The organism is Amycolatopsis sp. NPDC051903 (assembly GCF_044452505.1).
In the GTDB taxonomy this organism is placed as follows: Bacteria; Actinomycetota; Actinomycetes; order Mycobacteriales; family Pseudonocardiaceae; genus Amycolatopsis.
Genome location: NZ_JBITBT010000067.1, coordinates 1 through 21,379, shown reverse-complemented (window position 1 = coordinate 21,379; position 21,379 = coordinate 1). Strand labels below are relative to the sequence as shown.

At 65.8% G+C, this 21,379-nt stretch carries 14 protein-coding genes and 1 pseudogene; 8 read left to right on the top strand and 7 right to left on the bottom strand.

Annotated features, from left to right (window positions below; genetic code table 11):
- Nucleotides 1-394 precede the first annotated feature (394 nt).
- From ACIA77_RS51085 to ACIA77_RS51070, 4 genes are all read left to right on the top strand, one after another.
- The gene (locus ACIA77_RS51085) at nt 395-4,606 is read left to right on the top strand and encodes a LamG-like jellyroll fold domain-containing protein (RefSeq protein ID WP_395893496.1); all 4,212 of its coding nucleotides are present in this window, start codon (nt 395-397) and stop codon (nt 4,604-4,606) included.
- A gap of 60 nt (nt 4,607-4,666) precedes the next feature.
- Entirely contained in the window at nt 4,667-11,029 is a 6,363-nt protein-coding gene (locus ACIA77_RS51080; RefSeq protein WP_395893495.1) for an RHS repeat domain-containing protein, read from the top strand.
- A 2-nt stretch (nt 11,030-11,031) separates the two neighbouring features.
- Nucleotides 11,032-11,343, top strand: a complete 312-nt coding sequence (locus ACIA77_RS51075) for a hypothetical protein (RefSeq protein WP_364067660.1) — start codon at nt 11,032-11,034, stop codon at nt 11,341-11,343.
- Between the two features lie 211 nt (nt 11,344-11,554).
- The gene (locus ACIA77_RS51070; protein WP_395893494.1) at nt 11,555-11,920 is read left to right on the top strand and encodes an RHS repeat domain-containing protein; all 366 of its coding nucleotides are present in this window, start codon (nt 11,555-11,557) and stop codon (nt 11,918-11,920) included.
- A gap of 659 nt (nt 11,921-12,579) precedes the next feature.
- Here the strand turns inward: ACIA77_RS51070 and ACIA77_RS51065 are convergent.
- Nucleotides 12,580-12,774 (bottom strand): hypothetical protein, encoded by a 195-nt coding sequence (locus tag ACIA77_RS51065; RefSeq protein ID WP_364067664.1) that lies wholly within the window; start codon nt 12,772-12,774, stop codon nt 12,580-12,582.
- Nucleotides 12,775-13,135: 361 nt separating this feature from the next.
- Between ACIA77_RS51065 and ACIA77_RS51060 the strand changes: the two genes are divergently transcribed.
- The 3 genes from ACIA77_RS51060 (at nt 13,136) to ACIA77_RS51050 (ending at nt 14,719) form a co-directional block, all read left to right on the top strand.
- Complete coding sequence (locus ACIA77_RS51060) at nt 13,136-13,333, top strand: hypothetical protein (RefSeq protein WP_395893493.1); 198 nt, start codon at nt 13,136-13,138, stop codon at nt 13,331-13,333.
- Nucleotides 13,330-13,542 (top strand): HAD family hydrolase, encoded by a 213-nt coding sequence (locus tag ACIA77_RS51055; protein ID WP_395893492.1) that lies wholly within the window; start codon nt 13,330-13,332, stop codon nt 13,540-13,542. Before ACIA77_RS51060 ends, ACIA77_RS51055 begins: the two co-directional genes overlap by 4 nt.
- A 565-nt stretch (nt 13,543-14,107) precedes the next feature.
- Nucleotides 14,108-14,719: a hypothetical protein gene (locus tag ACIA77_RS51050; RefSeq protein ID WP_395893491.1), complete on the top strand. Its 612-nt coding sequence runs from the start codon at nt 14,108-14,110 to the stop codon at nt 14,717-14,719.
- Between the two features lie 224 nt (nt 14,720-14,943).
- Here the strand turns inward: ACIA77_RS51050 and ACIA77_RS51045 are convergent, their stop codons facing one another.
- Both ACIA77_RS51045 and ACIA77_RS51040 read right to left on the bottom strand, forming a co-directional pair.
- Nucleotides 14,944-15,723, bottom strand: a complete 780-nt coding sequence (locus tag ACIA77_RS51045; RefSeq protein WP_395893502.1) for a transposase family protein — start codon at nt 15,721-15,723, stop codon at nt 14,944-14,946.
- A 76-nt stretch (nt 15,724-15,799) separates the two neighbouring features.
- Nucleotides 15,800-16,315 (bottom strand): hypothetical protein, encoded by a 516-nt coding sequence (locus ACIA77_RS51040; protein WP_395893490.1) that lies wholly within the window; start codon nt 16,313-16,315, stop codon nt 15,800-15,802.
- A 1,042-nt stretch (nt 16,316-17,357) separates the two neighbouring features.
- Between ACIA77_RS51040 and ACIA77_RS51035 the strand changes: the two are divergent.
- A pseudogene (locus ACIA77_RS51035) lies at nt 17,358-18,138 on the top strand (transposase family protein).
- A gap of 47 nt (nt 18,139-18,185) precedes the next feature.
- Here the strand turns inward: ACIA77_RS51035 and ACIA77_RS51030 are convergent.
- From ACIA77_RS51030 to ACIA77_RS51015, 4 genes are all read right to left on the bottom strand, one after another.
- A complete protein-coding gene (locus ACIA77_RS51030; RefSeq protein ID WP_395893489.1) occupies nt 18,186-18,740 on the bottom strand; it encodes a YceI family protein in 555 nt (184 codons plus the stop codon).
- Between the two features lie 715 nt (nt 18,741-19,455).
- On the bottom strand, nt 19,456-19,689 hold the full coding sequence (locus ACIA77_RS51025) for a recombinase family protein (RefSeq protein WP_395893488.1): 234 nt from the start codon (nt 19,687-19,689) through the stop codon (nt 19,456-19,458).
- 790 nt (nt 19,690-20,479) lie between these two features.
- Nucleotides 20,480-20,752: a DNA/RNA helicase domain-containing protein gene (locus ACIA77_RS51020; protein WP_395893501.1), complete on the bottom strand. Its 273-nt coding sequence runs from the start codon at nt 20,750-20,752 to the stop codon at nt 20,480-20,482.
- A 313-nt stretch (nt 20,753-21,065) separates the two neighbouring features.
- Entirely contained in the window at nt 21,066-21,266 is a 201-nt protein-coding gene (locus ACIA77_RS51015; protein ID WP_395893487.1) for a hypothetical protein, read from the bottom strand.
- Nucleotides 21,267-21,379 lie beyond the last annotated feature (113 nt).

Sequence of the window (21,379 nt, the reverse complement as noted above, 5' to 3'; positions counted from 1 at the left end):
TTGCAGGTGCCGGGGCCGGTTGCCCCGATCGGCCGGACAGTTCCGGTGAGCGGAGGGGCCATCGCCGCTGCGTCACTTGGCATGCGTGGAGTTGTCGCCCTGTCGAAGCGGAGTGCGGCCGGCGGTGGCTCTGGTCCCAACCAGATTGAATTTTGGCCGGCTTTGTCTTATTTACGCTTTTATTGCTTTCGGTGCGTGTTGTGTTGCACAGTCAAGATCCGTTGAATACGCCGCTTGGTCTATTTCCTTGAGTAATCCCGTTTGGCAGAGTGCTCTTGGGTTCGTCGGGGGCCCAGCAGGTTGGCTGGTTGCTCTTGGCGGGGGGACTTTCGTGCGTTCTGTTGGTGTGCGCTGGCGCGCTGTTGTCGTGTCGGCTGCGGTCGTGTTGAGCTCTGTGGCTGTGGTGCAGCCGGTTCTGGCCGCGACGGCTGCAGATGTGCCGGACTCGGCGCCGGACGAGGCCACAGCAACGGCGTACGCCCGGGCGGGCGACAAGCAGGTTGAGGTCTCCTCCGAGACGACCGAGACGTCGAAGACGGTTGCGAACCCGGATGGTTCGTGGACGTTGACCGAGTACACGAACCCTGTGCGGGTCAAGCAGGGTGCCGGTTGGGTGCCGATCGACACGACGCTGGAGCGAAGACCCGACAGTTCGATCGGTCCGAAGGCCGTCGCGGTGGACGTCAGCCTGAACCCTGGCGGCGCTGGTTCGGCGGCGAAACCCATTGTCCAGGCGGGAGAGGACGGCACGGCGGTTGGTCTGAAGTGGACCAGTGACCTGCCGGCGCCCACCCTCGCCGGGGACACCGCTACATACTCGGAGGTTCTTCCGGGCGTCGACCTGACGGTCAAGGCGGCGATCGAGGGCTACACCGAGAATCTCGTCATCAAGACCCCTGAGGCGGCGCAGAACCCGCAGTTGCGGGACGTGCCGTTCGGGCTGTACACCCAGAACGCGACCGTGTCGGTGGCTGAAGGCGACGGGCGTGGCACGCCAGCCCAGACCGCGCCCACGGACGGTCTGGAAGTCAAGAACTCCAGTGGCGATGTCGTTTTCGCCGGTGACGCTTCGAGGATGTGGGACTCGTCGGGTGAAGGTTCCCCGGCTGAGCAGCAACTCGGTGAGGGCGGCGGCCGTCGTGAAGCGGTGATGGACTTCACGCTCACTCCGGACAAGGTGACGATCAGCCCGGATGAAGCGTTCCTGTCTGACCCGAAGACGAAGTATCCGGTGTCGCTGGACCCGGACAACTGGTGCACGTCCTGTGGCATCCAGTCGCACGTCGTGGTGCAGTCCGGGTTCCCGAACGCGCACAACTGGAACGCTTCCACAGGGGATCTTTCGAACTTGAAGGCTGGTTACGAGGATTACGACAGCGCGGGGACGTCGCGGTCTTACATCCAGATGAACACCTCGCGCCTGGGTGGCACGGTGATCAAGTCGGCAACGCTGAACACCACGATCCAGCACAGCTACAGCTGCACCCCCGCGCCGACCGGCCTGTGGATCTCGAACCCGGGCAACAGCAACACGACGTGGAACCAGCAACCGAGCTGGCCGTACTGGGTGTCGGACATGAACGTGGCGAACTGTCACGACGCACCGAACGTCGCCGGGCAGTTCGACGCACTGAAGGCTGCGCAGGACGCGGCGGCGAACCATTGGCAGAGCGCGTGGTTCGCGCTCGCGGCGCGCGACGAGGGCACCACCGCGGCGTGGCGCCGGTTCGATCTGAACCCGTATTTTCAGGTGGACTACGACTCCTACCCGAACTCGCCGGCGAACCTGTCGATGCAGAGCGGCACGGGGAAGTGTGTGCAGGGCGTGAACCGGCCGTGGGTGGCCACGAAGACGCCGCAGCTGGCCGGGTCGGTGTCCGATCCGGACGGTGGCACGCTGCTGGCCGGGTTCAAGGTGGGTGCCGGTACTGCGGGCAGCAGTACAAACGTTCACGACAACAGCGCCACGCCCGTGACGGTTGGCACGCCGGGGCCGAACCAGGCGGCGACCGCGCAGCTCGCGGCTGTCCCGAGCGGGTGGATCGCGGGGGATGGCGTTTACAACTGGTCGATGGAAGTCAGCGACGGTCAGCTGTCGTCGCCGTGGGTGGGCAACTGCGAGTTCACTGTGGATTCGGCGGTGCCGCGGGCGCCGTCGGTGACCATGACCGGCACAGCTCCGGAGCACCAGAACGACAGCGTGCACTTCGGTGTGTCGGCGAGCATGGCCACAGCCGGGTTCTACGACATCGACCATTTCATCTACACCACCGATGGTTCGGAGCCGCAGCCGCAGGGCTCGCCGAGCGTCACCGCGACCCAGGGCACGGATGTGAGCGGCAATCTGGTCGCCACGGCGGACCTGTCGGCGTTGGCGATCAACGGCAACCAGAACTTGATCAAGGTCAAGGCGGTGAACAGGGCCGGGACGCCGGGCCCGGACGCCACCTGCGTGACCAGCGGCAACCTCGACGCTGCCTCCTGTTCGTTCCATGTGCTGCCCTACACCCCTTCGGTCGGCCTGGTGGGGGCATGGCCGCTGGATGAGATGGGTGGCCGGATCCTGGCCGACACCGCGAATACCACGCCCAACAACGACGGCCTGGCCGTGCACACCGCGAGCCTGATCGCCGGCGGTGACTGGGTCGCCGGCTACGACCACGGCAACGCCTGGACCCACCCCGACACCGCCGGCTACAGCGAAGGCACCAAGGGCGCGCTGACCCTGGACGGCTCCAGCGGGTACGTGACCACCAACGGTCCAGTGTTGGACACGACGAAGTCGTTCAGCGTGGGTGCGTGGGTGAAGCTGGCCAACACCAACGGGTTCCAGACCGTGATCTCGCAGGACGGCAACCAGGGGAGCGGCTTTTACCTGCAGTACTCCAAGGACGACAACGCGTGGGCGTTCAGCATGCTGGCCGCCGACCAGGCCAATGCCGGTGTGGTGCGGGCGAAGTCGACGAAGCCGCCGGTGCTGGGGGTTTGGACCCATGTGGTCGGTACCTATGACGCGTCAACGGGGACGATGACGCTCTACGTCGATGGCGCCAAGCAGTCCACCAACGTCAGAACGGGCTGGGCTGCCGCGGGGAATCTGGTGATCGGTTCGGGCAAGTACAACGGGGCCCGGGCTGACTTCCTGACCGGTCAGGTGGACGACGTGCAGGTGTGGCAGCGGGTGCTGTCCGCGCAGGACGCGCACGATCTGGCCAACGCCTCGGTGCCCTTGGCGAAGTACGGCCTGGCCGAAGGCTGCACCGACGTCGTCAACACGACTGTCCCGTCGCTTCAGGGCAACTGGGCCCTCGATGACGCCACGGGCAGCAACGCCAGTGACACGAGCGCGTTCGGCAACACGATGACCCTTCAGGGCAGCTACGGCTGGACCACGGGCCAGGCCGCGGGAGCGGTGCACTTCGACGGTTCCACCGGCTACGCCACCGCCGCTCCGGCGGTGGACACGACGCAGTCCTTCACCGTGTCCGCGTGGGCCAAGCTGGACGACGCGAACGGGTATTACACACTGTTCACCCAGGGCGGTCAGCACACGGCGGCGTTCCAGCTGCGCTATTCGTCGGACGTCAACCGCTGGGTGTTCGGGATGACCACGGCTGATGACGACACCGTCGACAACTACCACTGGGCCTTGGGGACCGAGCCACCGCAGGTCGGGGCCTGGACCATGTTGACCGGGGTCTTCGACCAGGAGTCGATGCGGGTCAGGTTGTACGTCAATGGGAAGCTCGAGGGCCAGAACACTGTGCCTACCGTGTGGAGCGCGGAGGGCGCGTTCACGGTCGGGTCGAACATCGGTGTCGGGAACTTCTTCAAGGGCTCGGTCGATCAGGTTCAGGCGTGGGGTCAGGTCCTGACCGATGACCAGGTCGCGGGTCTGTATGGCGACCGCTATTTCGACACGATCAGCAAAGCGACCGGGGCCGGTTCCGGCGGAGTTCGCCTCGCTGCGGACGACAACGCGTGTGCCGCTCGGTTCGACGGGTCCGGGACGGGACAGATCGACGCGGGCCGGCCGGCAAACCTGCGCACGGAAAAGTCCTACACCGTCGAGGCGTGGGTGTATCACTCCTGGACTGCCGATGACGTGGCCGCGCATGGCGCGATCGACCCGAACGGGCGAGCCGTAGTCGGGATGGACGATCCGCAGTTCTCCGCCGAGCTGCTCGGGTATCACCCTCTGCCGGACGCGAACGGTGTCGCGCATCCCAAGTGGACGATGCTCATCAGTTCCTCGCCGACCGATCCTGGAGCGTGGTGGGCGGTCAGTGACGCTGACGCTGTCGACAACACGTGGGTCCACCTGTCGGCGACCTACGACGCCTCCACCGGCACGATGGCCTTCTACGTCAACGGTAAAAAGCAGAACACCTACCTGGGCACGACCAACGGCCAGGGCATCAGCAGCCGTGCCAGTACCGGTGACCTGTTCATCGGACGGGGTGTGTGGAACGGCCAGCGCTCCGACCAATGGTATGGCGGTGTCGCTGGAGTGCGCGTGTACCAGGGTCTTCGCACCGTCAACGACATCGGCAACGATGCCAGAACGGACGATCCTGGCGTGACGTTCGGTCGCCTGAACCTGTAATCGAGCAGCGGGCTCTTCCATTTTTGTGTTCCACCTGTGCAGACAAGGGTGATGACCATCATGACCGTCTCGAGACGGGGTTTCCGGATCAAGCGGTGGGTGCGCACGACGGCTGTCGCGGTTGCCGCGATCATGTTGGCGTCGAGCCAGGAAGCGGTCGCGGCACCGACGGGCTGGCACGGGTTGGGCTGGGATCTGCCCGCGCTGCAAGCCGAGCGCTCGGTGGCGGGCAAGGATGTGAAGGCGTTGTCCGGCGCCGCGCCGGCGGCTCCGGCGTCGGCGCCTGTTCCGGTGGTGCATTGGCCTGCCGCGGGTAAGGCCCAGGTGGATCTGCCGGCTACCGCACAGGGTGGCGCGTCGCCGAAGCGGGTGGCGGCCGGGAAGCAGGTGTCGGTGACCCGCGGGCACGGCCGCGACAGCCGCACCGGCGCCTACAGCGCAACGGCAGCCACAGCGCCGCAGAAGCACGAGGCGGCCAAGGTCGAGGTCACCACGGTGGATCACGCGGTGGCCGACAAGGCCGGTATCCGTGGCACGCTGGTCCAGGTGGCCCCGGTGTCGGGCGATACGTCCGGGCCGGTCGAGGTCGTCGTGGACTACCGGTCGTTCGCCGGCGCCTATGGTGCCGACTTCGGTAGCCGGCTGCGGTTCGAACAGTATCCGGCCTGCGTGGTGACCACGCCCGAGAAGCCGGAGTGCCGTACGGGGACGCCCGTCGAATCGGCCAATGACGTCAAGACCGGGCAGCTTGCCGGTGAAGTCACTCTCGCCCCGATGTCGTCTGCCACACCGACGGTGCTCGCGGCCACGCCGGACACCTCCAGCGGTGGCGGTGATTTCAAGGCGACGAAGCTGTCGCCGGCCGGTTCGTGGACGGCCGGTACTTCCTCGGGTGAATTCGACTACTCGTACCCGCTGTCGGCCCCGGTGGGTCTGGGCGGGCCGGCGCCGTCGCTGACGTTGCAGTATTCCTCCGGTGCCGTGGACGGGCTGACGTCGGCGACGAACAACCAGGCTTCGGAGATCGGCGACGGCTGGTCCCTCGGTGGCGGCGGGTACATCGAGCGTTCGTACAAGTCGTGCGGCGATGATCTGGGTGGCAACAACGGGCAGACCAAGACCGGTGACCTGTGCTGGGCGACCGACAACGCGACGCTGTCGCTGGCGGGCCGGACGACCGAGCTGGTGAAGGACGCCGCCACCGGCATGTGGCACCCGCGGGCCGACGACGGTTCCCGCGTGGAGAGGATGACCGGTGCGAGCAACGGTGCTCAGGGCGGCGAGCACTGGAAGCTGACCACTGTGGACGGTACCCAGTACTTCTTCGGGCTCAACCACCTGCCGGGCTGGCAGGCCGGGAATCCCGAAACCCAGTCCACCTGGACGGAGCCGGTCTTCGGCAACAACCCTGGCGAACCCTGCAACGCGGCCACGTTCGCCGCGTCGTGGTGCCAGCAGGCGTGGCGCTGGAACCTCGACTACGTGGTCGACCCGCACGGCAACGCCACGACGTTGTACTACCAGCCCGAGACCAACTATTACGGGCTGAACCTGAACACCACCAGCGCCGGCACGCCCTACGTGCGCGGTGGCTACCTGCAGCGCATCGAATACGGCTTCAACACCCGGGTCGCGAGCGTGTACACGCACGCACCCGACCAGATCGTGTTCGACACGGCCGAACGGTGCGTGCCCGGCGGAGCCGTCACCTGTGACCCGGCCCAGCTCACCACCGCCAACGCGGCGTCGTGGCCCGACGTGCCCGCCGACCAGCTCTGTGCACAGGGCGCGGCGTGTCCCAACGTGTCGCCGGCGTTCTTCTCCCGCCGCCGGGTCACCGGGATCAGCACGCAGGTCACCGATGGTGGCACCGGCTGGAAGACCGTGAGCCAGTGGGCGCTGGCCCAGTCCTTCCCCGCCAGCGGCGACGGGTCCAGCCCGGCGATGTGGCTGGACTCGATCACCCAGACCGGGAAGGCCGGCGGCTCGATCAGCCTGCCGCCGGTGACCTTCCACCCCAAGGCTCTGGCGAACCGGGTCAACCCGAGCACCAACTACACCGCGCTGACCCGCAACCGGATCGACTCCATCACCAACGAGGAGGGCGGCGTCACCACGGTCAAGTATGCCGACCCGCAGTGCACCCCCGGCATGACCATGCCGGCCCCGGAAGCGAACACGCTGGCCTGCTACCCGGTCTACTGGACGCCGGGCGGCGCGACCGATCCGGTGCTGGACTGGTTCAACAAGTACCTGGTCACCGACATCACCGACGACGGCCGCATCGCCGGCAGCAGCGGCGCCGGCTCGGCACTGTCGCAACAGACCGTGACGCACTACGACTACCTCGGCGGCGGTGCCTGGCACTACGACGAGAACTACCTCTCCGACCCGAAGTACCGCACCTGGTCGATGTGGCGTGGCTACGGCACAGTCAAGACCACCGTCGGCCAGGCCACCAGCGACCCGTCCGGACCGCCGACGGTCACCCAGACGCAGTACCTACGCGGCATGGACGGGGACACCCTCCCAGGCGGCGGCAAGCGCAGCGTGTCGGTCACCGACAGCCTCGGCGAGACCATCCCCGACAGCACGGCGTTGCCCAGCTTCACGCGGGAATCCCTGACCTACCTCGATGGCAAGGTCATCGGTGACACGATCAACGACCCGTGGATCTCCGCGGCGAACGCGACCAACACCAACGGCACGCAGGCCTTCTACACCGGCACTGGGACCACCCGGACCCGCACGTGGATCGCCGCCGCCGCCAGCTGGCGCACCACCCGCACCATAAACACCTTCGGCAGCTACGGGCTGATCACCCAGGTCGAAGACGACGGCGACATCGCCGATCCGAACCAGGCCACCTGCGCCCGCACCACCTACAACCCGAACACCACGGCGTATCTGATCAACTACGTGAGCCAGGTCCAGACGAGTTCCGGTAGCTGCGCCACACCCGCCGGCAGCGCCACCATCGTGTCCGACACCCGGTCCTACTTCGACCACCAACCGTTCGGCGCCGCGCCCACGGTCGGTGACGTCACCCAGACCGACACGGTCGACTCCTGGCCCGCCGGCGGCGCGGAGCACTTCCTGTCCCCTGCCACCCTCACCAGCTTCGACAACTACGGCCGTGCGGTGTCCGCGACCGATGCGCTGGGCCTGACCACCACCACAGCGTTCACCCCGGCCACCGGCGGCCCCCTCACCCAGGTCGCGACCACCACGCCCCAGGTCAGCGGCACCGACACCACCAAGTTCACCTCGACCCGATTCCTCGACCCGATCACCGGCGCCACCACCGGCGAGGTCGACAACAGCGGCCTGCGCACCGACGCGACCTACGACGCCCTGGGCCGGCTGACCGCGCTCTGGCCACCGGGCCACAACAAGAGCACCAACGCCCCGGCCAAGACCACCTACACCTACACGGTCAGCAACACCCAACCCAGTGTCGTCGCGACGAACACGCTGCTGTCCAACAGCCACTACGCGACCAGCTACGCATTGGTCGACGGGCTCGGCCGTACCGTGCAAACACAAGCCCCGACCTCGTATGCGCAAGGGGGCCGGGTCGTCACGGACTCCTTCTACGACTCGCAGGGCCGGGCGTGGAAAACCCACGACGCCTACTGGAACGGTGACTCGGCGCCGACGAGCACCCTGTTGGCGGTCGCGGACAACACCGTTCCGAGCACAACGGTGTCCACCTTCGACAGCGCCGGGCGCGCAACGGCGTCGGCCTACCAGCTCTACGGCGTGGAACAGTGGCGCTCTACCACCGTGTACGACGGTGACCGCACCACCACCATCCCGCCCCACGGCGGTACCGCCAGCAGCGTCGTCACCAACGGCCTGGGACAGAAAGTCCAGCTGGTGCAGTACAAAGACCCGGCCCACACCAACCCCGGTGACCCGGCCGACGTCACCAGCTACGCCTACACCCACGACGGTCAGCTCACCTCGACCACCGACACCACCGGGCACAACACCTGGACCACCGGCTACGACCTGCTCGGCCGGAAAGCCTCGGCCACGGACCCGGACACCGGTACCAGCTCCTTCACCTACGACAACGACGGCCGGATGCTGACCAGCACCGACGCCAGCGGCCGCACCCTGGCCTACACCTACGACAACCTCGGCCGCAAAACCGCCGAATACCAGGACTCCACCAGCGGAACCAAGCTCGCGTCCTGGACCTACGACACGGTGCTGAAGAACAAGCCCACCAGCTCCAGCCGATTTGCTGGCGGCAAGACCTACACCAACACCGTCGTCAGCTATGACACCGCGGGCCGGGTCACCAACTCTCGGTTCACAGTCCCGATCACCGAAACCGGGTTCGGTGGCAACTACTCGTTCTCGTGGCGCTACGACACGCTCAGCGATGTCCTGCGTTCCTTCAGCAGTCCTGGGATGGGCGGTTTGCCCGGCGAGACCATGCTCAGCGGGTACGACGACCTGGACAGTCCCACCACGTACCAGGACGCGGGAAGCGTCGGCACCCTGTTGGTCTCCGAGACCGACTACAACCCGTACGGGCAGGTTCTGCGGACCAACTACCAGGATCCGACCCTGCCCAACCAGATCGCGGTCACCCACACCTACGCCGACGGCACCAACCGGCTGGCCACCACGCTGGCCGAGCGGGCCACGTCGACGAACTTCATGATCGCCAACCGCTTCTACAGCTACGACGCGGCCGGCAACACCACCTCCATCGCCGACACCCCGCAAGACGCCCCGGCTGACACCCAGTGCTTCAGCTACGACTACCTCCAGCGCGTGACGCAGGCCTTCACGCCCACCTCGGGTAACTGCGCCACCACCCCCAGCGTCACCGGCATCGGCGGTGCCGCGCCGTACTGGACGTCGTGGACCTACGACTCGACCGGCAACCGCCTCACCCAAACCCAGCACGACACCACCGGCGACACCACCGCGACATCGACCTACCCCGCCGCCGGACAGCTCCAGCCGCACGCGATCCAGGCCCTGGACACCACCGGCCCGAACGGCAGCACCCACTCCGACTACACCTACGACCCGGCCGGCCGCACCCTCACCCAGGGAACCGGCGACACGCGACAGACCTTCACCTACGACGCCGAAGGCCACATCGCCACCGCCACCGACGCCAGCGGCAAGGTCTCCAGCTACACCTACGACGCCGACGGCAACCTCCTGTTCACCAAGGACCCCACCGGCACCACCCTGACGCTCAACGACCTGGAGCTGTTCCGCGCAACCGGGACCTCGAGCACGGTCGGGACCCGGTTCTACTCGTTCAACGGCGCACCCGTCGCCGAGCGCAACGCCAGGACCGGCCTGTCGTGGTCGATGACCGACACCCAGAACACCACCTACGCCACCGTCAACGCCGACACCCTCGCCGTCACCCAACGCCGGCAGGACCCCTACGGCGTCTCCCGCGGCCCGGCCCCGTCCACCTGGCCGGACAAACACGGCTACCTAGGCGGATACCAGAACACCACGGGCTTAACCCACCTCGGCGCGCGTGAATATGACCCGACGACGGGCCGCTTCACCACGGTCGACCCGGTGCTCAACACCGACAGCCCGCAGCAGATGAACGGCTACTCCTACGCCAACGACAACCCCGTCGGGTTGACCGACCCCACCGGTCTCTGCCCCTTCCAACCCGACGGCGCCTGCCGCCAGCCCGACGGCAAACTCGGCGGCGGCGACGCCTGCCGTGTCGGCGGCTGGAGCTGCCCGACGAAAAACTCGAACATCTGCGGCTGCAGGGACAGGCAAACTTACGCCAACCATGGAACTCCTCCCTCCGGTGGACACCAGCAGCCAGGGCAGAAGGCTCGCGGCGCATCGGGCGGCGCGGCGCACCACGACGATGACGACGACGGCGGCTTCTGGGGGAAGGTCTGGGGCGTCGTCAAGGACGTCGGGGAAGACATCTACGAGTACTCCGGCGCCAAGGACGTCGTGGACAACTGCATCAGCGACTTCGAGCTCCTCGGATGCGCCAAGGGCGCCGTCGAAGTCGGCTCGTGGTTCGTGCCCGTCGGCGCCGCCGCCCACGGCGCCGAAATCGCCGCCGAAGCCGGTGCCCACGCGCTCGAGGGCGCGATCGCGTCGGGGCGACAGGTTGCTTTCGCCGCCGAAGGCTCAGCCGAAGATGTTACAGCCTTGGAGACTCGCGAACTTACGAAGTCGGAGCAGAAATCAGTACGTTCATGGCAGCGACTTGTTGACGAGCATCAACAGAAACTCGACGATTACAGGAAGAACCCCGACGCTTTTGACAACGACGGTAGACTGAAAAGAGCGTCGACTCCGGAGATTCGCCAGAGTATAATCGACGGCCGGATAAACCACCTTGAAAAGGAAATCAATGGGTGGAAGCGGCAGATCAACCAAATACAAGGAGGAAACTGACAGTGAGTGGATCGCTGAACATTTCAGTGCGGAAGCTGCAAGCAGTCTTTGGGCTGCTCATATCGCGGATCAGCGAAGATGAGGGTGAAACTATTTCAATTGACCCTGACTACTTCTGGTCGATTCCATTGGATTCCCTCTATGATCCAGAGGTTAAGCCAGACGATCTCACAATCGGACAGCTGTCGGAATCCTGGCAGTACCTCGAAGAGGTCCTAGTGGATCAGGATCTGGCGGTACCTCATCATCTTGTGTGGCTTGCGGAAATCCTGCGCGCGCTGGGTGATCCAGCAACGCGGCCTTCTGGTGGCTGATATAGGCTCACACCTTTGAGTGGCCAAAAGTCGGCTGCAAAGGTGAAGAGTGCCCAGTCGGAGCGTGACTGAGTACTGCAGCTGCCTGGTTCTTTCTGTGCCACTTGACCTGCCGGCATTGCGGCGGCGGGCTCGGCGGCTGCGTGGCGGCAGTAGTTGACGGCAGCGGCAGCGGATTGGCGCTGCATGGAGCTGCCAGTCGTCGCCGACGTTGGGCTCGGAGGCGGCCTCAACCCAGCACGGCGCGGCCGGCGACACCACCGCGACGTCGACCTACCCCGCCGCCGGGCAGCCCCAGCCGCACGCGATCCAGGCCCTGGACACCACCGGCCCGAACGGCAGCACCCACTCCGACTACACCTACGACCCGGCCGGCCGCACCCTCACCCAGGGAACCGGCGACACGCGACAGACCTTCACCTACGACGCCGAAGGCCACATCGCCACCGCCACCGACGCCAGCGGCAAGGTCTCCAGCTACACCTACGACGCCGACGGCAACCTCCTGCTCACCAAGGACCCCACCGGCACCACCCTGACGCTCAACGACCTGGAGCTGTTCCGCAAGAACCCGTGAATAGTGGCGATCCGCGGGGCCGGCTCTGGTGAGTTGGGTCCACACGATTTCTCGGCGGTCATGTGTGCACCGATACAAATCTGAAGCCCAGCCGGGTACGGTCCGGCGGGGCCTCGCGGCCGCTTGACGGCAACGCTGAGGCAACGGTAGCGGACAAAGGCGGCGGCGGGTTGACCGTCGGGATCGTCAGTTGCGCTGACGGCCGACGGCGGTGTTCGGAGGAGACCCGCACCGTGGTGACAGTGCGGGCTCCTCGCTGCTCAGGTTGCTGTTGGGGTTACCGGGCTGGGGTGAGGGGTGGGCTTGTCGGGGTCGTCGCTGTCGGTCAGGGCTTGGCTGAGGGCAATGGCCGTCGGTGCACCTCACCGCCGCCCGCGTCCCGGCGATCATCTTCGGCAGCTCGGCACTCAGCTCGCTGAAGCGGTGCGGTGAGAATAGCCAGGTGTGCCATACGCGGACAACGTCCCGGCGTAGATCATCGAGGATGGGCGCTCCGGCCGTTGTTGCCGGCCGGGTCCGGGCTCGCTGCAGCGCGTCTCCCGCGTTTCCGCTGGCCCACTTGCGGCGAGCTTGAGGTATCTCGCGCGGCGCCAAGATGCCCACGATCCAGGTCCTTCAGCAGCTGGCACATGTTCTGGATGTAGAGCAGGGCGGCCTGCTCAACGGGGCTCGATCTGGTGCAGGGAGTCCGGCGTGATCCCGGCCAGGCCGGCGGTCTTCGTCAACGGCTTCGTCGACCGGAAGAAGCGGACGTGGCTACCGACCACGTGCGCCAGATGGTCGTCGGTTACCTGCCTCCTGCCCCTCTCGTCAGGATTGACGCGAATGGTAACGCGACCGATACGCTCCGTCACGGCTGGCAGACTTGTGCGCATGACCCGTCCCCCGCCACTCTCCCCGTACCCTGTTGCTCAGGGATGTCGACCATACGCTGATCGAGACCCGCGGCGTCGGGCGAGCAATCTAGGATCGCGTCTTTCCGGTGGCGATGGGCCGGCCGCTCGCCAAGCTAGCGGAGATTGCTGGCCGAACCGAGCTGGACATCATGGCCGAATCACTTCGCATCAACGACATAGAACCCACGGCCGACACGGTCGTGCGCCTGGCGGACACCCTCGTGCAGGAATACGAGGATGCCCGTGACGGGCTGCGAACGACGGGGCGCGCGCTGCCAGGCGTGGAGGAGACCTTGCTCGGCTGGCAGGTGGCCCGGCCGTGTACCAGGCAGCGCACAGCGGCAACCTGCGCACGGTGGTGCGGATCAAACTGGAGGTCGTCGACTTGGACAGGTACCTCGACTTGGAGTCCAGCGCGTTCGGAGACGATCACGCTGACCGGCCGAAGCTGGTGACGATCGCGCGGCAGCGCGCCGAACAACGCACCGGTACACGCTTCGCGAACCCCGAACAGTGATTGTCGGCGACACGCCCAACGACGTGAAGGCGGCACTCGCCGCCGGAGTCGACGTCATCGCCGTGGCCACATGCAAGAGAACCAAAGACGAGCTCCGGGCCGCCGGTGCCATACGTCTCACTCCGGACCTGGGCGACTTCCTTCGCTGTGAGTCACACGATGAGCGCTTTCAATTACTAGGTGCGGTGGCCACGCTGGATACGGCGTAGGAGGTATCCGTGCCGTTGGCTGTGCCACGGCAGGTCGCGCTGTCGTAGTTCACTCGAGACCAGTACGCCGGTGTGGAAATCTGCAATGTGCCCGCGGTGTCTTGAGAGCGCGCCGTGCCGAAGTCGGCTTCATAGGTGGTTCCGTCCAGTTGGGTACCGGTGACGTGAAGGACGAGCACCGAAGTGCTGGTACTGGAGGCGTCTGTCCTGGTTGCCATCACGTGCAGCAGTCAGTTTCGTCCACGCGACGCTCGCGGACCCGTTGCGAGCGCTCGCGTGCCTGTTCGTTGGGTGTATAACATTTTGTTCCTTCGGCCGTCGAAGGGCTCTCAGGCGCTGTATCGGGTTGCGGAGAAGGTCAGGCCTCCGAACGCTGCTCGGGTACCCAGGAAGTGAAATAACTGGAGATTCTCTGCTGGTACTTCTGATCGATCTTTTTGAGCCGGCATCACATTAGCTGAATCGACGGATGCTGGAAAAGTCGATTGATAAGTTGTGTGACGAGTACGGGAAGTGGATATTTTCTTGCATGTAAGAGAATTTAATTCGTTGGTTGGTCCGGTCGATGAATGATGTTGCCTACGGCCTGGGGTTTTTGTTGCACGCTTGGGTTCGGGGGATGATGTTGGAGGTGTTTGGTGGCGTGGGTGGAGCAGGTTGGGGCTGGGTCGTGGCGGGTGCGGTTTCGGCGGCCGGGTTGTTGTGTGGGGTCGGTGTCGGGGTTGGGTCGAGGCGGGACGCGCGTGCGTATGCGGCGGGGTTGGAGACGGACCGGCGCCGGCGGGTGTGGATTGATTCGGCTGATGGTGTGGTGACGGTGGGGGAGTGGGTTGAGAGGTGGTCCCGCACGTTGGATGTGGATCCGCGGACGGTGGAGAGTTATCGGAGCCGGTTGCGGTGTCACATTCTGCCGCGGTTCGGTGGGGTGGCGTTGGGTGCGGTGTGGCCGTTGGGTGTTGCTGAGTGGGCACGGGAGCTTCAGGAGGCGGGGTTCGCGCCGGCGACGGTGCGGGGGTTGCTCAATCTGCTGTCGATGATCTTCGCTGATGCGGTGGATGAGCGGCTGGTCCCGGCGAATCCCGTGCGTCGTCGGAGGAAGCGTGGACGACGTGTGCGGGCAGCAGTGGCAGAGGGGGTATGGGCGATGCCCGAGCATGTGGTGCGGATCGCCGATTAGGCAGGTGTGTTGGGCGGACCGATTGCGCGGCCGCTGGTGATCACAGCGGCGTGGACGGGGTGCCGGTGGGGAGAGCTGGCGGGTCTGTGTCGTGAGAACGTAAATCTGCGGCGTGGTGTTCTCGTGGTCGATCCGTTGGTGGGTTCTCTGCACGAGTCGGGTTCGGTGCGGTGGCTAGGGCTGTCTCGTAACTGGTGTTGTGGTTGGTGGGGCTGGTGGTGCGGTCAGCCGGCGAGGATGATGTTGTGCAGGTGCGCGATTGTGGACACCGTGTCGGCGAGTGTGCTCGCGGCGCGGCGGTAGTCGCGAAGGATCTTGAAGTTCTTCATCCGGGACAGAACGTGCTCGACACGGGCTCGGACCTTGCGGTGGGTGGCGTTGAGGCTTTCCTTCCACTCGGGCAAGCCGTTGCCGTCACGGGGTTTGCGATAAGGTATGACCACGTCGGGGTTGCCTTGGTAACCGCCGTCAGTCATGACCGGCCGGTCGGCGAGTTGTTCGGCGATGCCGGAGTCGCGGTAGACGGTGCAGTCGTTGCGGCTGCCGGGTTGCGGGTCACCGGTGGCGATCACCAGCCGGGTGTCGGCATCGATCGCGACTTGCACGTTGGTGGAGTAGCGGTAGTTCTTCGACGGGGTGGCCAGCCGGTGATCCCGGGTCGGGACCAGAGTGCCGTCCACGATCGCCACCGCGTCGATCCGACGTTTACGGACCGGGGCCAGTGCCAGCAACGGGCCGATCGCGTCGATCACCCGGTGCGCCGCGGAATGCGACACCCCGAACAGCGGTCCGATCTGGCGCATCGTCAGGTTCGTCCGCCAGTAGGTCGCGACCAGCAGCACCCGGTCTGCCAGCGGCAACGCCCACTGCCGACCAGGGCGGCCGTCCGCGATCTCGTCCCCGCCCCGCTTCGCGACCAACCGCACCAGCTTTCGGAACTGCCCCGGCTCCAACCCCGTGAACGGGGCGATCCACTCCGGCTGCGACGCTGTGATCACCTGCACCACACCAACATGATCAACTAACGACCCCGCCAGTCCCACACCGGGTTACGAGACAGCTCTTAGCCACGCAGAATCATCAGGCCGGCCGCCGCTCGCCGAAATGCAGCATACTGGGTGCCGGCTGAGCGCGGTGGTCGTGGACAGTGGCGAGGCTGGCCCGGCAGGCGCTCACAATCTGGCCAGTGGCGATGCCCTTGGGGGTGCGGCGGCAGCGCGGGCAAGCCATCGTCACGTCGCCAGTGAGCTCGTCGATAGCCACCGTGACTGCGCACTGACAGTCACGGCACCAGCGATGACCCGTGACTGGGCTGGCGTGCTCGGGAGAGGCGATGCACTGATGGATCCACCGGCGGTGGGCGGGGCAGGTCAGCCGCTCGAACGGGGACAGGCCGGTCTCTACGGCGGCGTCTTCGGCGGCCAGCTTCGCGGCCAGGCTGCGGTCGGCCAGGTCCGCATAGCGGCGGCTGTCGGACGCAGCCGCGCCATGCTGGGCTATCAGGGACACGACAGCGTCGGCCCGCCGGTGGACAGAGGGCCGAGTCTCGACTCCGGTCGGCGTGGTCGCCGTAACGAAGGTCTGCTGGAACATCATCGCCCTTTCCTGCGAGAACAAGGCCGGTCAGGACCTCGCTCCTGAGCCACGCACGCCATTGGTCGCTGTCTGAGGTCAAGCCTCGCTCACCAACCCGGGTATGTCGTCACAGCAGGCAACCATCCTGGCGTAGCTGCTCGCCGGGGCTGCGCGATACCAGCTACCAGGAAGCGGCACAGCTGGCTCAAACTTCGTCACGCTGACTCATTCCCCTGGCAGCGGCCCATCGTGGTAGTCCGGAATTCCCCGGGGATGGTCAGCGCGAGCAGCGCGGAAAGAGCGCCGACGGCAGCCGCGACGGCCGTCGGTACGGACACTGGCCCCACCTGGACGGTAAGCGTGGCCAGGAGCGACCCGATGACGGCCGAAGAAATCGCTGTCCGCGGCCGGCGCCGCGGCCGCAGCGGTCACGGAGGGCGCCGGTGCCTTGGCCGCGGCCGGTGGTGCCACGGCCGGTGCCGGAGTCGCCGGCGAGATGCTCGGCGACGGTGCCGGTGAAGCAACCGGCGGCGAAGCCGGGGCCGAAGCGTCCGCCGGGGAGTCGGCTGGTGAGGCGGGCGCTGCGCCCACACCAGCAGACCCGCCATCGCATCCTGCTGCTGCGAAGAGCGCACCAGCGGCGACCGCACCGGCCGAGGAAGCCCCTCTGCCAGCCCGGCCAAGGCTTCGTCTGGGTGCAACAGCTTCGCCGGCGCGACGAGCGTCCTGAGGGCCGATGGCTCGACCAAGCCGATGCCGGGGTCGCCGCATGCACCGTCTGGAACCAGATTCGGCCACCGCACGATGGGTGCAATGGAATTTCGAACAAGTCCGCCGCCGTCCGCAAGTCCGGCCGGCGGCGGCGCGAGCCTGGACAGAATCGGAGAAGATCACACATCCGGCTCTCGTGGACGAGGCGACGTTCCTGGCGATCCAGGGCATGCGTGCGACCCGACCCACCAAGTACGGCGGCACCAGGACGTACGTGCTTGCGGGACTCGTCCTAAGGGATGTCTCGTAACCCGGTGTGGGTCTGGTTGCCTAGATAGTTGATCATGTTGTGGTGCAGGTGATCTCGGCGTCGCGGTCGGAGTGGATTGCCCCGTTCACAGGGTTGGAACCGGGTCAGTTCCGCAAGTTGGTACGGATCGTGGCGAAACGTGGCGGTGACGAGATCGCCGATGGCCGTCCTGGTCGTCAGTGGCGCCTTGACCTGGCCGATCGTGTGTTGCTGGTCGCGACGTACTGGCGGACGAACCTGACGATGCGCCAGATCGGGCCGCTGTTCGGAGTGTCGCATTCCGCGGCAGCATCGAGTGATCGACACTATCGGACCGCTGCTGGCGCTGGCCCCGGTCCGCACACGGCGGATCGACGCTGTCGCGATCGTGGACGGCACCCCGGTGCCGACGCGGGATCACCGGTTGGCAGCACCGTCGAAGAACTACCGGTATTCGGCGAATGTGCAGGTCGCGATCGATGCCGATACCCGGTTGGTGATCGCGACCGGCGACGCGCATCCGGGCAACCGCAACGACTGCACTGTCTACCGCGACTCCGGCATCGAGCACGAACTGGCAGGTCGGCCGGTGATGGCCGACGGGGGCTACCAAGGAAATCCCGAGGTGATCATGCCCTACCGAAAACCTCGTGACGGCAGTGATCTGCCGAACTGGAAGGAAGACCTCAACGCCGGCCACCGCAAGATCCGCGCCCGCGTCGAACACGCCCTGGCTCGGATGAAGTGCTGGAAGATCCTGCGTGACTACCGCCGCGCCGCCAGCACCTTGAACGACACCGTGTCCGCAATCGCGCACCTGCACAACACCCTCCTCGCAGACTGACCGCAACACCAGCACCATCAACCACAAGACCAGTTACGAGACATCCCTTAAGGCGGGGTGAGTTCCGCGTCGAATTCGATTGCGACCTCGTTTGCCAGCTTCAGCGCCCCGAAAAACGCCGAATAGGGTTTGATGCCCCATTGTGTCTGGACTATGGTTGCGCCGCCTCGGATCCTGCGGTCGTCGCTGACCGTGGCCAGCACGGTGATCGGGTGTGACTGGTCCATGATGGTCAGATTGCCGTCGACGGTGAGCGATTCGCCATCTTGAATGACTCGCGTCGAGTGGAACGTGATTGCGTGATATCGGTCGGTCTGCAAAATCTTCGTCTGGATGTTTTTCTCGATCTCGGCGCGGTCGGAGTCGGTGAGCGGTTTGATTCCGCCGCTTCCGGACCGCACCCGCAGCGAGCCGGCGACGACGTCGACCGAGACCGAGGACAGCGCGAGGTCCGCCGTGTTCACCGACACGGCGGCAACCCACTCTGACGCCTCGATCGTGAGATCGTGCCCGACGCGCGAGCCGAGTCCGGTGCGGCGCGTCTTCACCAGTAGCTCGGCCGACTGCGGACCGGACCGGTATTGGCCGTCCCGAAACGACATAAACTCGACGTTACACCGGGGCGCTCAGCTGTCCATGTCGACGTCGCCGTCCGGGTCGCGGCGCGGGCGCTTCGTGGCCGGCGCTGGGTCCCTACGTCGTCCCGGTCATGGTCGAGATCGACTGCGACAACGACACGATCGACCGGATCGCCACCCCGCCCTGCCGGGCGAGGTGGCGACGTGTCAGCGGGCGAACTTCTCGGTAGCGGCCAGCGTTGTAGTCCCCATGGGGCGTGGGGTGGCTTCGGAATCGACAAGTGAGAACCTGCAGGTCAGCCAGGGATCCGGAGCGTTGTGGTTAGCGAGCAAGATCGTCCTCGGACACAGTGGGGGTTCAAGTCCCTGGGGACACGAACCGCAGTCGCGATCGACAGCCCCGGCTGATGGCCGGGTCGCGTCTTCCTTGGGCGGTCCTTGTCGGATTTGTGTGTTGATCTCATCGCTTGAGGGTTCCCCTGATCGGTCCGCGCTGTGGTGCTATCGAGGGTCGGGGACTGCGCGGTACCGGCATCCACGCGAGTGGGCTGGTCGGCAAGTTGCGGGGTGGGACTCGGGGCCTGGTGGCTGGTCATGCTGTCGTGAGCGCGATTCCGTGGGCACCAGGCGTGCGTCTGGACGTTCGTGACGCTGCGCTCTGATGATCATTGACGCGGACGCGCGTCGGATGTTTGCCGTGACCATGCTGTGGGTTCATGGTGCGATGGTCTTGACGCGGTCAGGGAGTTGGCGCGGTAGTAGTCGAGATTTTGAACTCACGTGCATGGCGGGTGCGTAGGAGCCTGCTGAGGTGCGATGGGTACCATCGCGCACCTCCACCGGGGGTGGGTATGCCTTCTGCGTTGAGGGACGCGCAGATGTCGATGTACCTGGCGCCGTGACCACGAAACTGAATGACGCGGGCCAAGACGTGATCGGGGCACAGCCTCGGGCGCCCACGGCGACCGTTCATCGCCGGCGCCGGGTGAACACGTTGAGCAGCGCGCAGAACACGTCGTACGCTGCGTCCCGGTTCGCCTTCCGACGGTGGAACAATGCGACGCACATCGCGATTGCGAGACAGCAGGCGAAGAGGCCGATGAGGCAGGCGACAAACACTGCAGTCCAAGACGCAGCGTTACGGGTCTCCAGCAGCATCCATGAGACAAGAACAGGCATCAACAGCTCCCGAAGTCAGGCGGGGAGCCGTCCGGTCAAGCTCAGGCTCCCCGCGAGGGTTGCTTCGGGAGGCCGCCGGCTGAGACGTAGCAGGCGTTGATGCGGTCGCACGGGCAGTAACGAGACCACAAGCCCAGCGCCCTGGGGCAGGCTGCGAAGGTGTGGGTCGTCAACATGGACAAGACCATACCCCAGGCCGATGCCGTTTCCGCTAATTCGGAAAGGCTCAGCGCTCCAACAAGCCACCGAACGTTCCGGACGAGACTGGTTGAAAGCGTGTGGACAGTGCTCGGACACTCAATTGCCCCATGGCTCGAGGCGGCTCCGGGGCTAACTAGTGAGAACCTGCAGGTCAACCGGAGAGTTGCACGCGCGCAGATAGTGGGCAAGATCGTCCGCGGACGGTCTGGCCGGTCAACTGCGCTGTCGGGCGTCGACGCCGCGACTACCGACGGCATCCGGCCGACGTGCGCACGCCGTGCAACTTGCTGCGCGTGCCCGCTGGCGGAGAGCTTCACGTCGACATTGAGGGGACACCAGTATTTTCCGCTAGGCACTGCCCCGTCCAGGAGCAACATCGTCGTTCAGCTGCCTCGCGCGAGAACCAGGGTCTGAAGATGTTGTTGAGTCTGCTCGTCTACCGAGTAGACCCGGCAGCCACGGCTGGCCCTCGTCATCAGCACCCAGTAGATGTTCAGCGCTAGTGGCAGATACTGCTCTCGAGTGAGGCCGGCCTTCTTGAACGCTGGGTCTACGTTCTTGTCTGGAATTGCTACCCAGCCACCGTCGCGCCAGACCAGGTCGCGACCCATGATGACCCCGCCGTACTCGTATTCCATGGCTTGCGCGGTGTAGATGCAGCCGACCTGGCCTTCGCCGTCGTCGTCGGTGGCCCAGTAGACGCTTTCGGGCGCGACCGGCCGACGTCCGGCGTCGACGACCTGCGTCGGACGATTCCCGCGTCGATCTCGACCCGCTCACCTGCGGCGATCTCGGCCGCGAACACGTTTAGCGTCATCCAACCGGCAGTCCCACACCTCGAAAGCGTGTGACGGGTAACCCCCCGTCCGTGGATTCAAATCCCACCGCTGCCGGAATAACCAGGCGGAACGCCCGGTGAGCCCGTCAGGACTCACCGGGCGTTCTGTCGTTCAGTCTCGTCTGACCCGTTCAGGCCACAACGACGTCCCCATCCTCGTCCTGCTCAGAGGCTCCCCAGGGTAGGCCGCCCATGATGGCCATGACCGTCTGTTCGGTTACTTCGAACAGGAGCAGGACCGCGGGTTCGACTTCCTCTTCGACCTTCGGCGCGCGGGCGAGCTCGGCCGGGTTCTCGCCGATGTGCCTCCGGCGCTTGGCAAGCCGTGGCACGCTTACCGGCCACGCCGACGCTAAGTGATGTCTCGTAACTGATGCTGTTGTTGGTGTTGCTGGGTGTTGCGGTCAGCCAGCGAGGAGGATGTTGTGCAAGTGTGCGATTCCGG

Coding starts and splice junctions, on each gene's coding strand:
- ACIA77_RS51080 (WP_395893495.1), top strand. CDS start 4,667: ATGACCGTCTCGAGACGGGGTTTCCGGATCAAGCGGTGGGTGCGCACG.
- ACIA77_RS51050 (WP_395893491.1), top strand. CDS start 14,108: ATGAATGATGTTGCCTACGGCCTGGGGTTTTTGTTGCACGCTTGGGTT.
- ACIA77_RS51040 (WP_395893490.1), bottom strand. CDS start 16,315: ATGATGTTCCAGCAGACCTTCGTTACGGCGACCACGCCGACCGGAGTC.
- ACIA77_RS51030 (WP_395893489.1), bottom strand. CDS start 18,740: ATGTCGTTTCGGGACGGCCAATACCGGTCCGGTCCGCAGTCGGCCGAG.
- ACIA77_RS51025 (WP_395893488.1), bottom strand. CDS start 19,689: ATGAACGGTCGCCGTGGGCGCCCGAGGCTGTGCCCCGATCACGTCTTG.